The organism is Symplocastrum torsivum, from assembly GCF_059505465.1.
The window spans coordinates 155,157-169,396 of record NZ_JCACKQ010000125.1; the positions used below are offsets into that span (position 1 = coordinate 155,157).

Below are 14,240 nucleotides of genomic sequence, written 5' to 3' on the forward strand. Positions count from 1 at the left end.
TCCCCCATCCCCTTATGACCAATAGCCATCAAACCAACAAGCAAAAAGTCATTGGGTTGTTACCCGCTGGCGGATATGCAACAAGGATTTCGCCCTTACCTGTAAGTAAGGAGTTGTATCCGATTGGCTTTCGGCATGTGGAGGAAGGCGGTAGTTTACGACCAAAAGTTGTTTGTCATTACCTGTTGGAGAAGATGCAGTTAGCAGGAATTGAGCAAGCCTTCTTTATTCTGCGTGCTGGGAAGTGGGACATTCCTGCCTATTTTAGGGATGGCACAATGCTGAAGATGAACTTAGGCTATCTGATTATGAACTTGCCTTATGGTGTGCCTTACACCTTGGATCAGGCGTATCCTTTTGTTCAAGATTCGCTGGTAGCCTTGGGTTTCCCGGATATCTTGTTTCAGCCTGATGATGCCTATGTACAGTTACTTGCGCGTCAAGCGACGACTCAAGCTGATGTTGTCTTGGGATTATTCCCGACTAATCAACCTCAAAAGGCAGGTATGGTTGATTTTGATACGACAGGTCGAGTGCAGCTAATTGTCGAAAAGCCTCACGAGACTGATTTACGTTATATGTGGGGGATTGCCGTATGGACACCTACTTTTACACAGTTCATGCATGAGTACATAGTGGTGATTGAGTCGGGTAAAGTGCGAAGTGAGGCGGCGGATTCGCTACCACCACAATCAGAGATACCGATTGGGGATGTAATTCAAGCAGCAATTTATAAAGGGTTGCGAGTAGAAGCTGAGGTATTTCCTCAAGGTAGTTACCTGGATATTGGCACACCGGATGATTTAGTACGGGCAGTTAGGGATTTTTCTGTTGAGGTTTAGTTGTTGGTTGTTGGTTGTTGGTTGTTGGTTAGCATCAGTGATTTGAAAAAAGCGATCGCACGAATGGCACTGACTTAAAGAATAAATCCAACCTCTGCCACCTCTCGATCAATCCTTGTGCAGGGGGTTTGGGGGAGGCACTCCGTCCCCCACCGGAGCTTTAGTGAGGAGGGGGTTTGGGGGGAAGCCCCCCAAGCAAGGTTTTTCTACGAACGATTACTTTTGGCTTAAGTCAGTGACATTAAGCGATCGCACAACCGGAATCAAATACTGTGACAAGGTAAAAGCATCGACTCCTAATTCTGTTCGTTCCTCTGCTGCCATAATCCCCGCTTGGGCGTGCCACCAAGCGGCAACGGCAGTTGTTGCTTCCAAAGGCTGTTCTTGCAAGGCTTCCTGCGCCACTAGACCTCCCAAAAGCCCTGTCAATACATCCCCACTACCACCACGAGCAAGAGCGGGTGTACTCTCAGGAATCAGCCAGACAGAGCCTCCAGGATGAGCAATTGCTGTCCTGGCCCCCTTTAACAAGACGACAGCACGACTCAGTTGGGATGCTTTACGAACAGCACTTACTCGATCTGGGAGTAACGTTGCTGAGTCGGGGAATAGGCGCTTAAATTCACCAGCATGAGGTGTTAAAACGGTAGTTGCTCTACGCCTTAATAATGTGGGAATCGTTCTCAGTTCAGCAAGAATATTTAAACCGTCTGCATCTAAAACTAGAGGACATTCAGCCTCTAACACGCTTTGCACCACTGGCTTCGCCTCCACCGTCAAACCAGGGCCACACGCGATCGCACTATACTTACTCAAATCAAACGCTGCTGGTAACTCCAAAATTGCCCCATCTTGTGTCTCTGGGCAACCGATAACTAGCGCCTCTGGCAACTGGCTACTCAGCATCGGCTTGAGGCTTTCTGGCACGGCAATCGAGAGCATCCCAACGCCACTGCCACGCCCACCTAATCCTGTTAAAAGTGCCCCTCCTGAATACCGACGAGAACCACAAACTAGTAAGAGATGCCCTTGCTTGTATTTATGAGTTACGGCTGGGCGAGGTATCGGTAACAAGTCTTTGGCAGTGGCGGCTGTCATTCGTTGCATCCCAACGGGTTCACTGAGGATTGACCAGACATCCCTCATAGGAATGCCAAAATCAATTAACTCCGCTTTACCGAAATACTCCAACGCTTGGTCTTGCAGAATAGCCAGCTTCCACAACCCTAAGCAAAGAGTATGGGTTGCCCGAACTGCCGTTCCCAACACTTCTCCCGTATCTGTATGTATCCCAGAAGGTAGGTCAATGCTGACAATCGGTTGCGATCGCTGATTTAACTGGTCAATGGCACCAGCAATTTCCCCTTCAAGTACTCTCGTTTGCCCAAAGCCAAATAAGCCATCTATAATCAAGTCGCACTGATACAAGGGCGAAATCTGCTCATAAACAGGAATACCCAAACTCTCTGCATACTGAGCGTGATTGGCGGTGAGTTCCTTGAGCTTTGAAATCGGACGATAAATCAGCACATCGTAGCCCTGGAAGTGCAACTCCCGCGCCACGACTAAAGCATCCCCCCCATTGTGTCCTGGCCCTACCAACACACCGACTCGACGTAGGAGAGAACGAGGGTAAAGTTCCTGGATACGACGGCTAATCAGTCCGGCAACCTTTTCCATCAACGCGGCAACTGGCATCCCTGCCTCAAAGATGCGCCCTTCTATCTCGCGCATCTGCTGTGCCGTCACCACGACTTGCTCGATTTGTTCTCGCCGATTATTCCCTGTAGTCAATGCTTGCTTGTCAAATGCCATTTTGCTTGTCTGCTTCTTTCCCCTGCCTCTTTTGCCAACAAGTTTATCTTGCAACTTGAAGATGCGATCGCTTCGCAACACTCACTATGTCAACGTGGACAAATAAAATAGTATTCAACAATCTAGGCGTGTACATCCCCCTTATAAATATCAGGTATGGCAGTTGAGATCGAGCGAAAGTTTCTTGTCAAAGGTGAAGTGTGGCGTAGGCATCAGTCAGAGGCAGCACTTCTTACTGGCACCATCTATCGTCAAGGTTATCTTTCCACTACAAAAGGCAAATCTGTAAGAGTACGCCTAGCAGGAAATCAAGGCTATCTCACCATCAAAGGTTTAACCAAGGGTGTTTCTAGAGCGGAGTATGAGTATACTATTCCAGCAGAGGATGCTCAAGAAATGCTGGATACATTATGTGAACCCCCGTTGATTGAAAAAACACGCTACAAAATAGAATTCGGTGGCTTACTTTGGGAAATAGACGAATTCGCTGGTGAAAATCAAGGCTTAATTGTGGCGGAAGTTGAACTCACCGACGAAAATCAAGTTATTGAACTGCCAGACTGGATTGACATAGAAGTTTCCGATGATCCCAGATATTACAATGTCAATCTATCTCAACATCCGTATAGTCAGTGGTCAATCCAGTAAGTAAAACTGTAGTGTTTTTCAAGTCAATAAAGTACCAATTGTTGTAGGGGCGCACGGCTGTGCGCCCTTGACTGTATTGTTTGTAGGATGGACATCTCGTCCGTCCAGTTTATGCCATTAGATGTATAGCAGTTGCTCATTCTGGTAAGTAATAACTCTGCCAGAAACTATTGTAATGATTATCATTGTTGTTCGTTACATCACCCCTTTATTTTTTGTTCTCACTCGCTGATACAACTCCTCCATTACCTCAATAAAAGAAGTATCCTTCTTCCAAAATGGTGGGAAATCTCCCGCCTTCTTAATTAAAATTGCTGGAATACTTGCTGGAGAAGCCGCTTCGATAGTTTGTGGTAATCGCTTTTCCCCTAGCCAAAAGTCTCTTAAACTTACCGATTCTTTTCCTGGCACTTTTTCAGGTTTCGTGTAGTAGGAGACAGCCGATTCAATCGGAATATCTTCAGGTTCTATTCCTGAGGAGAGAACTTGCCCTAGTGGAGATTTAGCCAACTCTTGAATGAGTTTTTCCCGTGATAATCCTCTAAGTTCAAATAGTAAGAATGGGTTAGAGTCTAATTCGGAGGCTACTAAGTAATAAACTCCAGCAATATGTTTACAAGGATTGGAATAATCCGGACAGGAACAATTGGTTGTAAAATCCTTACGGCTCTGAGGTAATAAATTTAAATCTAGCTCAGTAAAAGCCGATTCTATATTATCCGGCACTTCGTTCATTAATAACTTTGAGACAAAACTAGCTTTCGACGCAATCTGTGCGATCGCTTTTGACCAATCTGCTGCTGAAATGGGTTTAATCTCGATAGTTGTGTTGTATAAAGGTTCTTTGTAAACCCCGAAATAGGGATTAACTGACCCCCTCACCTTTGCTGTAATTTTTCCTTGAATTATTTTATATTCCTTAATTTTACCTCCGCTGGCATAAGACCGACCCCTCCCTAATCTAGCTGAGTCAGTAAAGGCTTCCAACGCGGCAATAAATCGCTTTCCCCACCATGTTCTACTAAATTGTGCCATTTCTAATTACTCCAAAATCGCTGTTTTGTTCAAAGCAATCAACTGTTTAAAGCTTTCATTGTCCAGTTCAGTTAACCAAGATTCATCTGTCCCAATAATTGCTGATGAGAGTTTCTTCTTATCTTCAATCATTTGATCGATGCGTTCTTCCAAAGTTCCTAATGTTACAAATTTATGAACAAATACATTTTTATTCTGACCAATCCGGAAAGCACGATCTGTTGCTTGGTCTTCCACTGCTGGATTCCACCAACGGTCAAAATGGAAGACATGATTTGCTTTAGTTAGGGTAATCCCAACACCACCAGCTTTCAGAGAAAGGATAAACACAGAAGGTTCAGTTTCTGCGTCTTGAAACTCAGTAATCATCTTTTCCCGTTTGTTGCGATTGGTGCCACCGTGAAGATAATAGGTGTTGTAATGTAGGGTTTGTTTGAGATACCTCTCCAGGTTGTCGCCGATTTCTGTAAACTGGGTGAAAATCAGTAAGCTTTCCCCTTCGGCATTGACCTCTTCTATCATCTCGGCAAGGCGTTCTAGTTTATGCGATCGCTCTGGGAGAAACTCACTGCTATCCTGTAAGAACTGCGCTGGGTGATTGCACACTTGCTTCAGCTTCATGAGGGTAGACAAGATTAGTCCCTTGCGTTGTATGCCTTCTGCTTCCTCAAGTTGTCTTTCTACATCCTTAACAACTGCCTCATATAACGAAGCTTGTTCTTTCGTTAGGTTGCAATACTGTTTGTGTTCAACTTTATCCGGCAAATCTTTAATCACTTGCTTATCCGTCTTCACTCGCCGAAGAATAAATGGTTCTACCAACTTCTTTAAAGTGGTAGACTTTACTTTATCATTCTCTTTTTGAATCGGAATTTCAAACGATTTGCGAAATTGCGCTTCCTTCCCCAAGTAACCAGGATTGAGAAAGTTAAAAATAGACCACAGGTCTAATAAGCGGTTTTCTACTGGTGTTCCTGTTAAAGCCAGACGGTGCTTAGCTTGGAGTTTTAAAACCGCCTTAGTTTGTGCTGCTTGAGGATTTTTGATATTTTGTGCTTCATCGAGTACAATGCGCTGCCATGTCACACTTTTAAAGAGTTTTTCGTCTTTTCTGGCTAGAGTAAAAGATGTAATTATGACATCGTAGTTTGAAGCCGCAGCAATAAATTCTTGTTCATCTTTAATTCGGCTACTACCGACTGGGTGGGATAAACACAACTGTAAATTAATGAGTCAATAATCTTTTTATCAAAGCTAGCTGGTAAAGGAGTATTGACAACAATTTCGGTTAGGATATATTCGGAGAAATGTCGTAACAAAGTCTCTTTATCATAAAATTCAGTTGAGTTTATTTGGCTTTCTGAGCCGCAAACACAAGCCAGGGGCATACAATCAACATATTGATGAATCTTTGCTTCATATTGCTCAGAAATGATTTGCCAAGCTGGATAAATTTCAAAATTATTAGCTGGCTTTTTTCGTTTTCCTTTAGGAAGAGGTAACTCCCGATATTTTAGAGCGGGAATATATTGGTCTTTGAGGAGAACTTGCTTGAAAGACTGAGTATAGTGGTACCAGAAGAGCAAGTCTGAGCCAAACTGGAGTTCGTTTGAGCTATAGAGAGCTAGAAAATGAAGGTCATTGAGGAGTTGAATAACTGGTGTGACCTGGTAAGACTTAAAATTAGTACCTCGAAGAGTTCGAGTGACTTGATAACAATCAATAGCCCAAGCTTTAAAATCTATGTCTTCAGGAGTCTCTCCTTCTAGATATCGAGTCATTTCTAGAGAAGGGAGAGGTTGGTTATCGAGGCTAGGTAGAATGAAGTATTTTGAGGAAATATTATTTTTAATCAGGAGCGAGGGAGTTTCGGGAATACCCAATTTCTTGAAAAGAAAGTTAGATAAATCCTCTTTCCTTAAATGTCCTGGATGAATGTTTTCTGATTGAGTTTTATTTCTCTTCTGAAAAAACGTTTCTATCCATAAGTAAAAAGCACCCGTTTGGATGAATGATGTTTCGGATGAGGGAATCCAAGTGCCGTGGAGAACTTTCATGGGTAGATGCCTCTAAAGTTTGTTATTCTTAGCTACCTATTTGAGGGATGATACCAAATCTTGGTGTTCTAGTATTGTTGCGTTTCCCACAGACCAGGACTTAAAACGAATGTCACTCTCCTTAAGCCCTGAACTAAAGTTCGGGCTGAATTAATGAATGGGTTGTGTATCTCCGGTGCTTTTACCCGCCTTCACCTGATTTCAGCCTAAAATGGGCAGTGGAAATCTGAGGGAACCGTTGCATGGAAGCGACAAAGGTTCGTACTTCAAAGACCTTCAAAAAACTAGAGACGCACCTACGCAGTTTAGTAGGAAAAGCGATCGCAGATTACAACATGATTGCAGAAGGCGATCGCGTAATGGTTTGTCTGTCCGGTGGCAAAGATTCCCACACCCTACTCGACGTGCTGCTAAGCCTCCAACGCAAAGCGCCAATAAAATTTGACCTCCTCGCCGTGAACCTGGATCAGAAACAGCCAGGTTTTCCAGCGCATGTGTTGCCAGAGTATTTGGACTCTTTGGGGGTGCCGTATCGAATTGTCGAACAGGACACCTACAGCATCGTTCAGCGAGTCATCCCTGAAGGAAAAACCATGTGTAGCCTATGTTCGCGCTTGCGTCGCGGCATTCTCTATCGCGTTGCTTCTGAAGAGGGTGCTACTAAGATTGCTCTGGGTCATCACCGGGATGATATTGTGGAAACCTTGTTTCTCAATATGTTCTATGGTGGACAACTCAAAGCCATGCCACCAAAGCTGTTGAGCGATGACGGACAACAGGTGATTATTCGACCGCTAGCCTATTGTTCGGAGCGTGATATCGAGCGTTACGCAGACATCAAACAGTTTCCCATCATTCCCTGCAATCTGTGTGGTTCTCAGGAGAACCTGCAACGGGCGCAGATCAAGCAGCTATTGCAGACTTGGGAACAGGAACATCCAGGACGAATTGAAACTTTATTCAGTAGTCTTCAAAATGTTACCCCATCCCATCTTGCCGATACCCAGTTGTTTGATTTCGCTAGCCTAGGCAATTTGCGATCGCACACATCAACCACTAACTGACACTACGATGAAATTGTTACGAGAGAAACTAGGGAATGAAGTCTGATAAGGAGGGTTGCAACGTTGAAGCGAGATGAAGTGCTAGCGATTATTAAAGTCCATCAAGTCAAGCTTCAAGAACTAGGAGTCAAGTCTTTAGATTTGTTTGGTTCTGTAGCACGGGATGAAGCTAGACAAGATAGTGATGTAGATTTTCTAGTGGAGTTTTCCAAACCTGTCGGATTTTTTGAATTCTTTGAGATTCAGCACTATTTAGAGGATATCCTGGGACGTGATATTGACCTAGGTACCCAGGATGCTTTAAAAGAACATCTGCGTGAACCTGTTTTGAAAGATGTGATTCATGTCTTCTAGAAGCTGGCAACTCCGAGTACAGGATATTTTGAATGCGATTTCTACGATCCAACAGCGTACCGATAGGCTGACATTTGAAGAGTTTAGCGCGAATGAAATGCTTGTAGAATCAGTCCTCTATAAGTACATTGTCATTGGTGAAGCCGCAGCAAATATTCCTGCCGAGATTCAGCTTCGTGCGCCTCAAGTTCAGTGGCGATTGATGAGCGACATGCGAAATATCATGGCTCATGAGTATTTTCACGTTAATCTCAAGATCGTTTGGGGAACGATTCAGAACAACCTTCCTCCAGTGGTAGAACCTCTGAGAAATCTATTGACTAGCGAAGCAGAGAATGAGTTTTGAATATCGAGTGCGATCGCATCTATATTCTCTTGAACTCCGAGGATAGAAGCTTAGGCAAGGTCAAGCGCGTGTTGCTTCAGTTCATCCAGAGAAACGTATTCCACAGCTAATGCATGGGTTGCTGACAAAACTACAGGTGGAGCAACGCCAGCATCTAGCGCCTCCTTCCATCGACTCGCACACAGACACCAGCGATCGCCAGGTTTCAAGCCAGGAAAATCAAACGCTGGCACTGCTGTACTCAAATCATTCCCTCTGGACTTGGTAAATGCAAGGAACTCTTCCGTAACTTGGGCACAGACGATATGCGAACCAACGTCACCAGCTCCAGTGCTACATTTTCCATCCCGATAAAATCCGGTCATGGGAGAAGTGCAGCAAGTCTCCAATTCTCCTCCAAGGACATTTCTAGCTTGTGTCATGACGGTAACTTTTTTAGTAATGGGTTTCATCAATAGATTACTAAAGATACGTTTGCGATCGGCAAGTCGTATTCTGCTCATATCATTTAGTATCAGCATAGGCAATCACGCTATGGGGCAGACTCCTGAAAATTCCTCAGATGAAATCTATTTTGCAATGAAAGTGATAAATCCAGTCAATTTCGTGTTGGAGACAAGCAGCGATGATCCAAGTCAAGAGTGAGCAACAAGTTTTACAAGAAGGACTACAGATCCTTTTTTCCAATATGGAACCATCCCAGGTTGCTCGATTCTGGGCAGCGTCCAATCTGGGGAAAGGGAATTACCTGAAACTTAAGGATGAGCTTTTTGCACAAGAATCAGTGGCGAGTTTATACTCTAAGGTTTTAGAGTTTCAGAAATCGAAGCGCGAAGTCTAACGCAGCCGTTATTCTCAGTTGCTGGCTGACAGTAGATCAACGGGGAGCCTTTGATTCTCGTTTTAAGGCATCGGTTATCATACAATGAGTGAAGGAATTGCTGAGTAAGTGTATCGTATAACAACGGTGTAGTACTGACTTTGCGATAGCTGAATAGATAGCGTAAGTTAATGACATCTAGCGCAGGCTAGCTTCAAGGATTAAGCCATTTAGAAAGCAAGTATGGCAAGAAACTTATTTTTAGATGCTCTGATTAGTAGAGAAGATTTTGATGTTCAGGATGAATCGCAGATCTCCCAGGGACCTCATAAAACTAGTTTAAGCTATAGTGACTTTAAAATCCCCGGTTTTTTCTTTGCGTCTTTAAGGAAGCCTGATTTTCAAAGAGAAACAAGTGAATGGGATACTGAAAAAGTATGTGATTTAATCGCAAGCTTTCTTGATGGCGATTTGATTCCAGCAGTTATTCTTTGGAAGTATGCAGATAGCTATACCTTTGTTATAGATGGTGCTCATCGAATTAGTGCTTTAGCAGCATGGGTTAATGATGACTATGGCGACGGTAAGCTTTCAAGAAAGTTTTTTGATAATAGTATTCCTGAAATTCAAATTGATAATGCAAAGAAGGCTAGAGAGCTAATTAATACAGAGATTGGAGCATTTAAGCATTATGAAGAGTCTTTGTTTGAGCCTGATTTAGCGGAAGACAAAGTTAAAAAGAGGTTAAAAACCTTGGAACGAGAGCTATCGATCTTCAGTGGGTTAATGGAGATTCGAGAAAAGCAGAAGACTCTTTCTTCAAGATAAATCAAAAATCTACTCCTCTCAAAGATACTGAGATTGCAGTCCTTAAATCTAGAAGAAAACCTTCTGGATTATGTTCAAGAGCTATTCGTCGAGGAGGTCAAGGCTATAAATATTGGAAAACCTATAATCCCCAAATAGCTGATGATATTCAGAAAGAGGCAGAAGAGGTTAATAAACTTATTTTCGAGCCGATATTAACTAGCCCTATTAAAAGCCTTGATCTACCTCTTGGTGGGAAAGATCATGAAGCCAGCTCGTTATCTATGATCTATGAATTAGTTAGCCTTTTTAAGAGTGATAAAGAGGTCGATGATGAGAATGGGGATAAAACACTTAGTTTGTTGAAATCCATCCGTAAAGCCTTGAGGCGAGTAAATGATATTCATCCTTCTTCGTTAGGTCTTCATCCTATAGTCTACATATATAGTAGTAACGGTCATTTTCGAGTAAGTTGTTTTCATGCGGTTATTGAATTCTCTAGAAGATTAGACCAGAAACGTAAACTAGACATTTTTACAAGACATCGTGCCAACTTTGAGTTAATATTGATGGAATCCGACAATATTATCCAGCAAATTGTTAGGAAGGTACGGCAGGCAAATAAGGCAATAGTACCTATTGTTGATTATTTTGATGCGATTCTTGATGAGTTGAATAAAGGTGTTTCTCCTGAAGATGTACTAAGAAACGTAGTTTTACAAAAGAAATTTTCCTATTTAGTTTTGTCAGTTGAACAAGCAGAAATCCAATCTTCTTCGTTTTCCAAAGATACCAAGAGTGCTGCTTTTATTAGAGAGGCAGTAAAGACTGCACCTTGCTGTTCAATTTGTGGTGGATTGTTACATACAAAGTCAATTCAAATCGACCATAAAATACGAAAACAGGATGGTGGGACCGGAGCTTTAGAGAATGCTCAGTTGTCTCACCCCTACTGCAACAGTACTTACAAAAACTAAAGTCTGAAATAATACAAGCCTTACACAGAGTATTTGCTCTTGCTCTTGCTTTTGCTATTCTCTCACGAGGGTTTATATTTCGGAGATGTATACTACAGGCATCTATAACCCTAACTTTTCCCGTATCACATCCTCTTTATCTCTGAATCCTACCAGCACGGCTGCTCCATCCTTCACGAAAAGCGGTCGCTTGAGAAGCATCGCATCCTTGGCAAACGCCTCAATCCACTGCTGGGAAGCCCAAGTCTGCTTCTCGTCACCTAGCGCCCGGTAGGATTGACCTGAAGTGTTCCGCATCGGCTTAGCACCTAGAGTATCCACCCAACTTTGGATCGTTTCACGGGTTGGTGGATTTTCCTTTGTATTAATAAAGTCGTACTCAACACCCTTCTCTTCGAGCCAGTTGAGAGCCTTCTTGCAAGTGGTGCAATTTGGTATTCCGTAAACTTGAATAGACATAACGTTTGTTAATCAACATTAACTACTATGCAATGCACCCAATATTTTTAACCATTTCCAATGCCTCTAGGCAACCTAGACTTACTAAAGCCCTCACTGCTATTAAAGCTATGTGCAACTTAAATGCCGACTAGCCGATATCCCACCATAGAGCCAGGTTTCTGTCAGACAAACTTTTTAAGCTACTGAAATACCTGAATATCCTCTCTTGTGAGTCCTGATCAAAAAGATAAAGTTGTGGATGAGCGGGACACCAACGAAAATCGTCCTTTGGGTGTGCAACGACCTTTTCGAGCCGCCTTGCTCCTGTTGGCGGGACTCCTCCTCATCCTGGGTATTCTCTTTAGCTGGGGTTCGTTAAGTATGATTCAGATGCCTGGGGAAAGCTATCGAGGAGAGTTACCACCCTTAACCCAAAAAGAAGTGGCGCTCAGGGATTCCCTTCAACGGGATGTAGAAAAGCTGGGGAGTGAAATTGGGGAACGGAACTTCCTACACTACAAGGAACTAATGGCGGCGGCTGATTTCCTAGACGCTTCATTCGCTCAAGCTGGGTATAAAGTCCAGAGGCAAGGATACACCATTGACAACCAGACCTACTACAATCTTGAAGTCGAAATCCCCGGTACTCAACGAGCTGACGAGATTGTTATCGTCGGCGGACACTACGACTCAGTATCTGGTAGTCCTGGTGCAAATGACAACGGCACTGGCGCTGCTGCCACTTTAGAACTAGCGCGTCTATTTGCTGGGAAAAAGCCTCAAAGAACCTTACGGTTTGTTGAGTTTGTTAATGAGGAGCCGCCTTTTTTCTTCTCAGAAGGGATGGGGAGTCTGGTTTATGCGTCTCGATGCAAACAGCGCTCTGAAAACGTCGTTGCCATGCTCAGTCTGGAAACGATCGGGTACTATTCTGACAAAATTGGTAGCCAAAAATATCCTTTACCTGAGCTATCCTCCATCTACCCGCTCCAGGGGAATTTCATCAGCTTCGTCGGCAATGTCGCTTCCGAGTCACTGGTAACAGATGCGATCGCGTCTTTCCGTCGTCATACCAAATTCCCGTCTGAAGGGACTGCACTGCCAAACGAAATTACTGGTGTAAGTTGGTCTGATCAGTGGTCATTCTGGCAGCAGGGTTATCTCGGAATAATGGTGACGGACACCGCACCTTTTCGTTATCCCTACTATCACACCGCAAATGATACCCCCGACAAAGTTAACTACGAAAGCCTCGCACGGGTAGTGGCAGGTTTGGAATATGCGATCGCGGATCTATCAGGATTGAGCCAACCAGAGTAGTAAATCCACAATTCAGTTATCTCCTTGCTCATTGATTATTTCAACACGACTGCCGATACCGAACCCAAAGAGAAAGATTGTCGTTTCTCCCTAATCTGTGTTCATCTAGACAACCTCGCTTAGCACGAATCCCCTTCTCAAGACATACAAGATTTTCTGCCAGAATCTTATTTGTCTAACCCTCGTCTTACTTTGTTATAAGCGATCGCTCTAACATTTTTTACTTTTGGTAGAAGTTCAAATTGATAGAGTTTCTTATCTTTAAAGATAAGAAAATAAACTATTTCTAATCGTGACCTACTAAGAGCTTAGAGCATTTAGGAGTCATTGAGGTATTAATATGAGCGAGTACATCACTTTCTGCTTTTTGGTTCTATCGTTACTGGGTTGGGCGCTTTCTGAGTGTCTGCTCTTTTTGACCTGATTTTAATGCGGTAAATCATCTTGAGGAACTTATGCTCGACTCTCTTTTACGTTCATTTTCTGACTCTAATATCAATACAGCAGTTCACCCTATAGAAGTGGCAACTGTACTAGACGTTATTCCTGAAAATACTTCTCGTTTAAATTTATCTCAAGCTGAGTTACATAGCCCTGCTATGAACGCGACTGTATTTTCAACAACCAAAGGCAGTGTTTCAGCTATAGAGTTTGGGGAAGAACTGATTTTGTTCAATATAGCTGGGCAAGAAAAACCAGTAGTTTTAGATATAGATACGCCGCTCGAAAGAGTAAAGCAGTTAATTCTGAGTTATATTCAATAACTTAGGAAATCCGAGAGTGTAGGTAAAGAAAAAGAGTACTCATGAATTCAATTAAGCTAAGACTTCTCGGCGATGGTAGACGCGGTTATCGGCAACTTATCAGATTCTCTACAGTTGTGGTGGACAAGGGGAATTTGATTATTGATTGCCCCATACCCGATGATGCAAAAGCTTTGCACCAACAGTTTGCTTCTGATTTATACCGAATTGCGTCTCGGCTAAAAGTTATCCAAACTGTCGAAATTAAAGGCAATGGAGAAACCCTTTACGAGCCGTGCCCAGTTAGGATAATTTTTTAATAAGCTGATATGCATTGTAAATTTTATATTGAACAAGCCTTGCTTTTTGTCACTGTTAACCGTTGACTGACAACCGTCAACGGCTAACAAAGAAGGGATTGCAATCAAGCAAGCAACTTAAATGGCGCTGCCGCTTACTCTTGATGACTACGCAGTTGCTCCACGATATAGTCCTCGATTTCTTTTCTGTCTCTAGCAGTTGCCCCTCTTTGATAATTTTTCCCCGCTTCTTTGACAAACTTGCGCTTCTCGTTAGACGAGGTGGTTCCTTTCGAGCGTGAGCCTTTTACTTTTTCTTGTAAGGCAATCCATGTCTGTTCACCCATCGCTTCGCCTATCTGAACGAGAGCTTCTGGCAGCAATCTTTGAGCTTCTTTGCGAAAATCCTCTTCGGTTTCCAAGTCTGATAGTTCAATTTGTCCGAAATCGATCCTGATTTGCTCTTTTTGCATCTGGAATAATCTTGATCCCTTAAGTAGCGCGAATTAACACTTGACACAGGAAAAAATCTTATTGTGTTTTTCGTGTTAATAAGCACCAACATAAGGCTTAAATTGTTTTTTTAGAATATAGCAATGTTTATTGCCTTATTACGTTCTAATGTGAAAGTTGACCGATCCAAATACGCGATCGCCTTCTCTAATGCCTTAA

Annotated in this window: 18 protein-coding genes; 11 read left to right on the plus strand and 7 right to left on the minus strand. The window is 43.0% G+C overall.

The window, feature by feature from the left end:
* The first annotated feature begins 14 nt into the window (after positions 1–14).
* Positions 15–842, plus strand: coding sequence for a nucleotidyltransferase family protein (locus AC5JL3_RS31255; RefSeq protein WP_496078152.1), 828 nt, complete (start codon positions 15–17; stop codon positions 840–842).
* Positions 843–1,058: 216 nt separating this feature from the next.
* Here the strand turns inward: AC5JL3_RS31255 and AC5JL3_RS31260 are convergent, their stop codons facing one another.
* The gene (locus AC5JL3_RS31260) at positions 1,059–2,657 is read right to left on the minus strand and encodes an NAD(P)H-hydrate dehydratase (protein WP_496078153.1); all 1,599 of its coding nucleotides are present in this window, start codon (positions 2,655–2,657) and stop codon (positions 1,059–1,061) included.
* Between the two features lie 156 nt (positions 2,658–2,813).
* Here AC5JL3_RS31260 and AC5JL3_RS31265 point away from each other — a divergent pair, with 156 nt between their 5' ends.
* Complete coding sequence (locus AC5JL3_RS31265) at positions 2,814–3,305, plus strand: CYTH domain-containing protein (protein WP_496078154.1); 492 nt, start codon at positions 2,814–2,816, stop codon at positions 3,303–3,305.
* A gap of 195 nt (positions 3,306–3,500) precedes the next feature.
* On the opposite strand, the gene AC5JL3_RS31270 is transcribed toward AC5JL3_RS31265, so the two are convergent.
* The 3 genes from AC5JL3_RS31270 to AC5JL3_RS31280 are packed head-to-tail and all read right to left on the minus strand — an operon-like array spanning position 3,501 to position 6,397.
* Complete coding sequence (locus AC5JL3_RS31270; protein ID WP_496078155.1) at positions 3,501–4,340, minus strand: SWIM zinc finger family protein; 840 nt, start codon at positions 4,338–4,340, stop codon at positions 3,501–3,503.
* A 6-nt stretch (positions 4,341–4,346) separates the two neighbouring features.
* Positions 4,347–5,558 carry a DEAD/DEAH box helicase gene (locus AC5JL3_RS31275; RefSeq protein ID WP_496078156.1) on the minus strand — a complete coding sequence of 404 codons (1,212 nt, stop codon included), beginning with the start codon at positions 5,556–5,558 and terminating at the stop codon, positions 4,347–4,349.
* Complete coding sequence (locus AC5JL3_RS31280) at positions 5,474–6,397, minus strand: hypothetical protein (protein ID WP_496078157.1); 924 nt, start codon at positions 6,395–6,397, stop codon at positions 5,474–5,476. Before AC5JL3_RS31280 ends, AC5JL3_RS31275 begins: the two co-directional genes overlap by 85 nt.
* A gap of 242 nt (positions 6,398–6,639) precedes the next feature.
* On the opposite strand from AC5JL3_RS31280, the gene ttcA reads away from it, so the two are divergent.
* From ttcA to AC5JL3_RS31295, 3 genes are all read left to right on the plus strand, one after another.
* The gene (ttcA, locus tag AC5JL3_RS31285; protein ID WP_496078158.1) at positions 6,640–7,461 is read left to right on the plus strand and encodes a tRNA 2-thiocytidine(32) synthetase TtcA; all 822 of its coding nucleotides are present in this window, start codon (positions 6,640–6,642) and stop codon (positions 7,459–7,461) included.
* Positions 7,462–7,524: 63 nt separating this feature from the next.
* Positions 7,525–7,815, plus strand: coding sequence for a nucleotidyltransferase family protein (locus tag AC5JL3_RS31290; protein WP_496078159.1), 291 nt, complete (start codon positions 7,525–7,527; stop codon positions 7,813–7,815).
* The gene (locus AC5JL3_RS31295; protein ID WP_496078160.1) at positions 7,805–8,161 is read left to right on the plus strand and encodes a HepT-like ribonuclease domain-containing protein; all 357 of its coding nucleotides are present in this window, start codon (positions 7,805–7,807) and stop codon (positions 8,159–8,161) included. The genes AC5JL3_RS31290 and AC5JL3_RS31295 overlap by 11 nt, the downstream gene beginning before the upstream one ends.
* A gap of 50 nt (positions 8,162–8,211) precedes the next feature.
* Here AC5JL3_RS31295 and AC5JL3_RS31300 read toward each other — a convergent pair whose 3' ends face one another.
* Positions 8,212–8,583, minus strand: coding sequence for a DUF2237 family protein (locus tag AC5JL3_RS31300; protein WP_496078183.1), 372 nt, complete (start codon positions 8,581–8,583; stop codon positions 8,212–8,214).
* A gap of 266 nt (positions 8,584–8,849) precedes the next feature.
* On the opposite strand from AC5JL3_RS31300, the gene AC5JL3_RS31305 reads away from it, so the two are divergent.
* From AC5JL3_RS31305 to AC5JL3_RS31315, 3 genes are all read left to right on the plus strand, one after another.
* Entirely contained in the window at positions 8,850–9,002 is a 153-nt protein-coding gene (locus AC5JL3_RS31305) for a hypothetical protein (protein ID WP_496078161.1), read from the plus strand.
* A gap of 222 nt (positions 9,003–9,224) precedes the next feature.
* A complete protein-coding gene (locus AC5JL3_RS31310) occupies positions 9,225–9,809 on the plus strand; it encodes a DUF262 domain-containing protein (RefSeq protein ID WP_496078162.1) in 585 nt (194 codons plus the stop codon).
* 263 nt (positions 9,810–10,072) lie between these two features.
* Positions 10,073–10,765 carry an HNH endonuclease gene (locus AC5JL3_RS31315; RefSeq protein ID WP_496078163.1) on the plus strand — a complete coding sequence of 231 codons (693 nt, stop codon included), beginning with the start codon at positions 10,073–10,075 and terminating at the stop codon, positions 10,763–10,765.
* Between the two features lie 102 nt (positions 10,766–10,867).
* Here the strand turns inward: AC5JL3_RS31315 and AC5JL3_RS31320 are convergent, their stop codons facing one another.
* On the minus strand, positions 10,868–11,224 hold the full coding sequence (locus AC5JL3_RS31320) for a Spx/MgsR family RNA polymerase-binding regulatory protein (RefSeq protein WP_496078164.1): 357 nt from the start codon (positions 11,222–11,224) through the stop codon (positions 10,868–10,870).
* A 363-nt stretch (positions 11,225–11,587) separates the two neighbouring features.
* Here AC5JL3_RS31320 and AC5JL3_RS31325 point away from each other — a divergent pair, with 363 nt between their 5' ends.
* From AC5JL3_RS31325 to AC5JL3_RS31335, 3 genes are all read left to right on the plus strand, one after another.
* Complete coding sequence (locus AC5JL3_RS31325; RefSeq protein ID WP_496078184.1) at positions 11,588–12,526, plus strand: M28 family peptidase; 939 nt, start codon at positions 11,588–11,590, stop codon at positions 12,524–12,526.
* A 455-nt stretch (positions 12,527–12,981) separates the two neighbouring features.
* Positions 12,982–13,290: a hypothetical protein gene (locus AC5JL3_RS31330; protein WP_496078165.1), complete on the plus strand. Its 309-nt coding sequence runs from the start codon at positions 12,982–12,984 to the stop codon at positions 13,288–13,290.
* Between the two features lie 41 nt (positions 13,291–13,331).
* Positions 13,332–13,589 carry a hypothetical protein gene (locus AC5JL3_RS31335; RefSeq protein WP_496078166.1) on the plus strand — a complete coding sequence of 86 codons (258 nt, stop codon included), beginning with the start codon at positions 13,332–13,334 and terminating at the stop codon, positions 13,587–13,589.
* 134 nt (positions 13,590–13,723) lie between these two features.
* Here AC5JL3_RS31335 and AC5JL3_RS31340 read toward each other — a convergent pair whose 3' ends face one another.
* Complete coding sequence (locus AC5JL3_RS31340) at positions 13,724–14,041, minus strand: hypothetical protein (RefSeq protein ID WP_496078167.1); 318 nt, start codon at positions 14,039–14,041, stop codon at positions 13,724–13,726.
* Between the last annotated feature and the right edge of the window lie 199 nt (positions 14,042–14,240).

Excerpts from the sequence above, each read along its gene's own strand:
- AC5JL3_RS31315 (WP_496078163.1), top strand. The coding sequence starts at position 10,073 with ATGATCTATGAATTAGTTAGCCTTTTTAAGAGTGATAAAGAGGTCGAT.
- AC5JL3_RS31280 (WP_496078157.1), bottom strand. The coding sequence starts at position 6,397 with ATGAAAGTTCTCCACGGCACTTGGATTCCCTCATCCGAAACATCATTC.
- AC5JL3_RS31295 (WP_496078160.1), top strand. The coding sequence starts at position 7,805 with ATGTCTTCTAGAAGCTGGCAACTCCGAGTACAGGATATTTTGAATGCG.
- AC5JL3_RS31320 (WP_496078164.1), bottom strand. The coding sequence starts at position 11,224 with ATGTCTATTCAAGTTTACGGAATACCAAATTGCACCACTTGCAAGAAG.
- AC5JL3_RS31330 (WP_496078165.1), top strand. The coding sequence starts at position 12,982 with ATGCTCGACTCTCTTTTACGTTCATTTTCTGACTCTAATATCAATACA.
- AC5JL3_RS31265 (WP_496078154.1), top strand. The coding sequence starts at position 2,814 with ATGGCAGTTGAGATCGAGCGAAAGTTTCTTGTCAAAGGTGAAGTGTGG.
- AC5JL3_RS31335 (WP_496078166.1), top strand. The coding sequence starts at position 13,332 with ATGAATTCAATTAAGCTAAGACTTCTCGGCGATGGTAGACGCGGTTAT.
- AC5JL3_RS31260 (WP_496078153.1), bottom strand. The coding sequence starts at position 2,657 with ATGGCATTTGACAAGCAAGCATTGACTACAGGGAATAATCGGCGAGAA.
- AC5JL3_RS31325 (WP_496078184.1), top strand. The coding sequence starts at position 11,588 with ATGATTCAGATGCCTGGGGAAAGCTATCGAGGAGAGTTACCACCCTTA.
- AC5JL3_RS31300 (WP_496078183.1), bottom strand. The coding sequence starts at position 8,583 with ATGACACAAGCTAGAAATGTCCTTGGAGGAGAATTGGAGACTTGCTGC.
- AC5JL3_RS31310 (WP_496078162.1), top strand. The coding sequence starts at position 9,225 with ATGGCAAGAAACTTATTTTTAGATGCTCTGATTAGTAGAGAAGATTTT.
- AC5JL3_RS31340 (WP_496078167.1), bottom strand. The coding sequence starts at position 14,041 with ATGCAAAAAGAGCAAATCAGGATCGATTTCGGACAAATTGAACTATCA.
- AC5JL3_RS31270 (WP_496078155.1), bottom strand. The coding sequence starts at position 4,340 with ATGGCACAATTTAGTAGAACATGGTGGGGAAAGCGATTTATTGCCGCG.
- AC5JL3_RS31305 (WP_496078161.1), top strand. The coding sequence starts at position 8,850 with ATGGAACCATCCCAGGTTGCTCGATTCTGGGCAGCGTCCAATCTGGGG.
- AC5JL3_RS31255 (WP_496078152.1), top strand. The coding sequence starts at position 15 with ATGACCAATAGCCATCAAACCAACAAGCAAAAAGTCATTGGGTTGTTA.
- ttcA (WP_496078158.1), top strand. The coding sequence starts at position 6,640 with ATGGAAGCGACAAAGGTTCGTACTTCAAAGACCTTCAAAAAACTAGAG.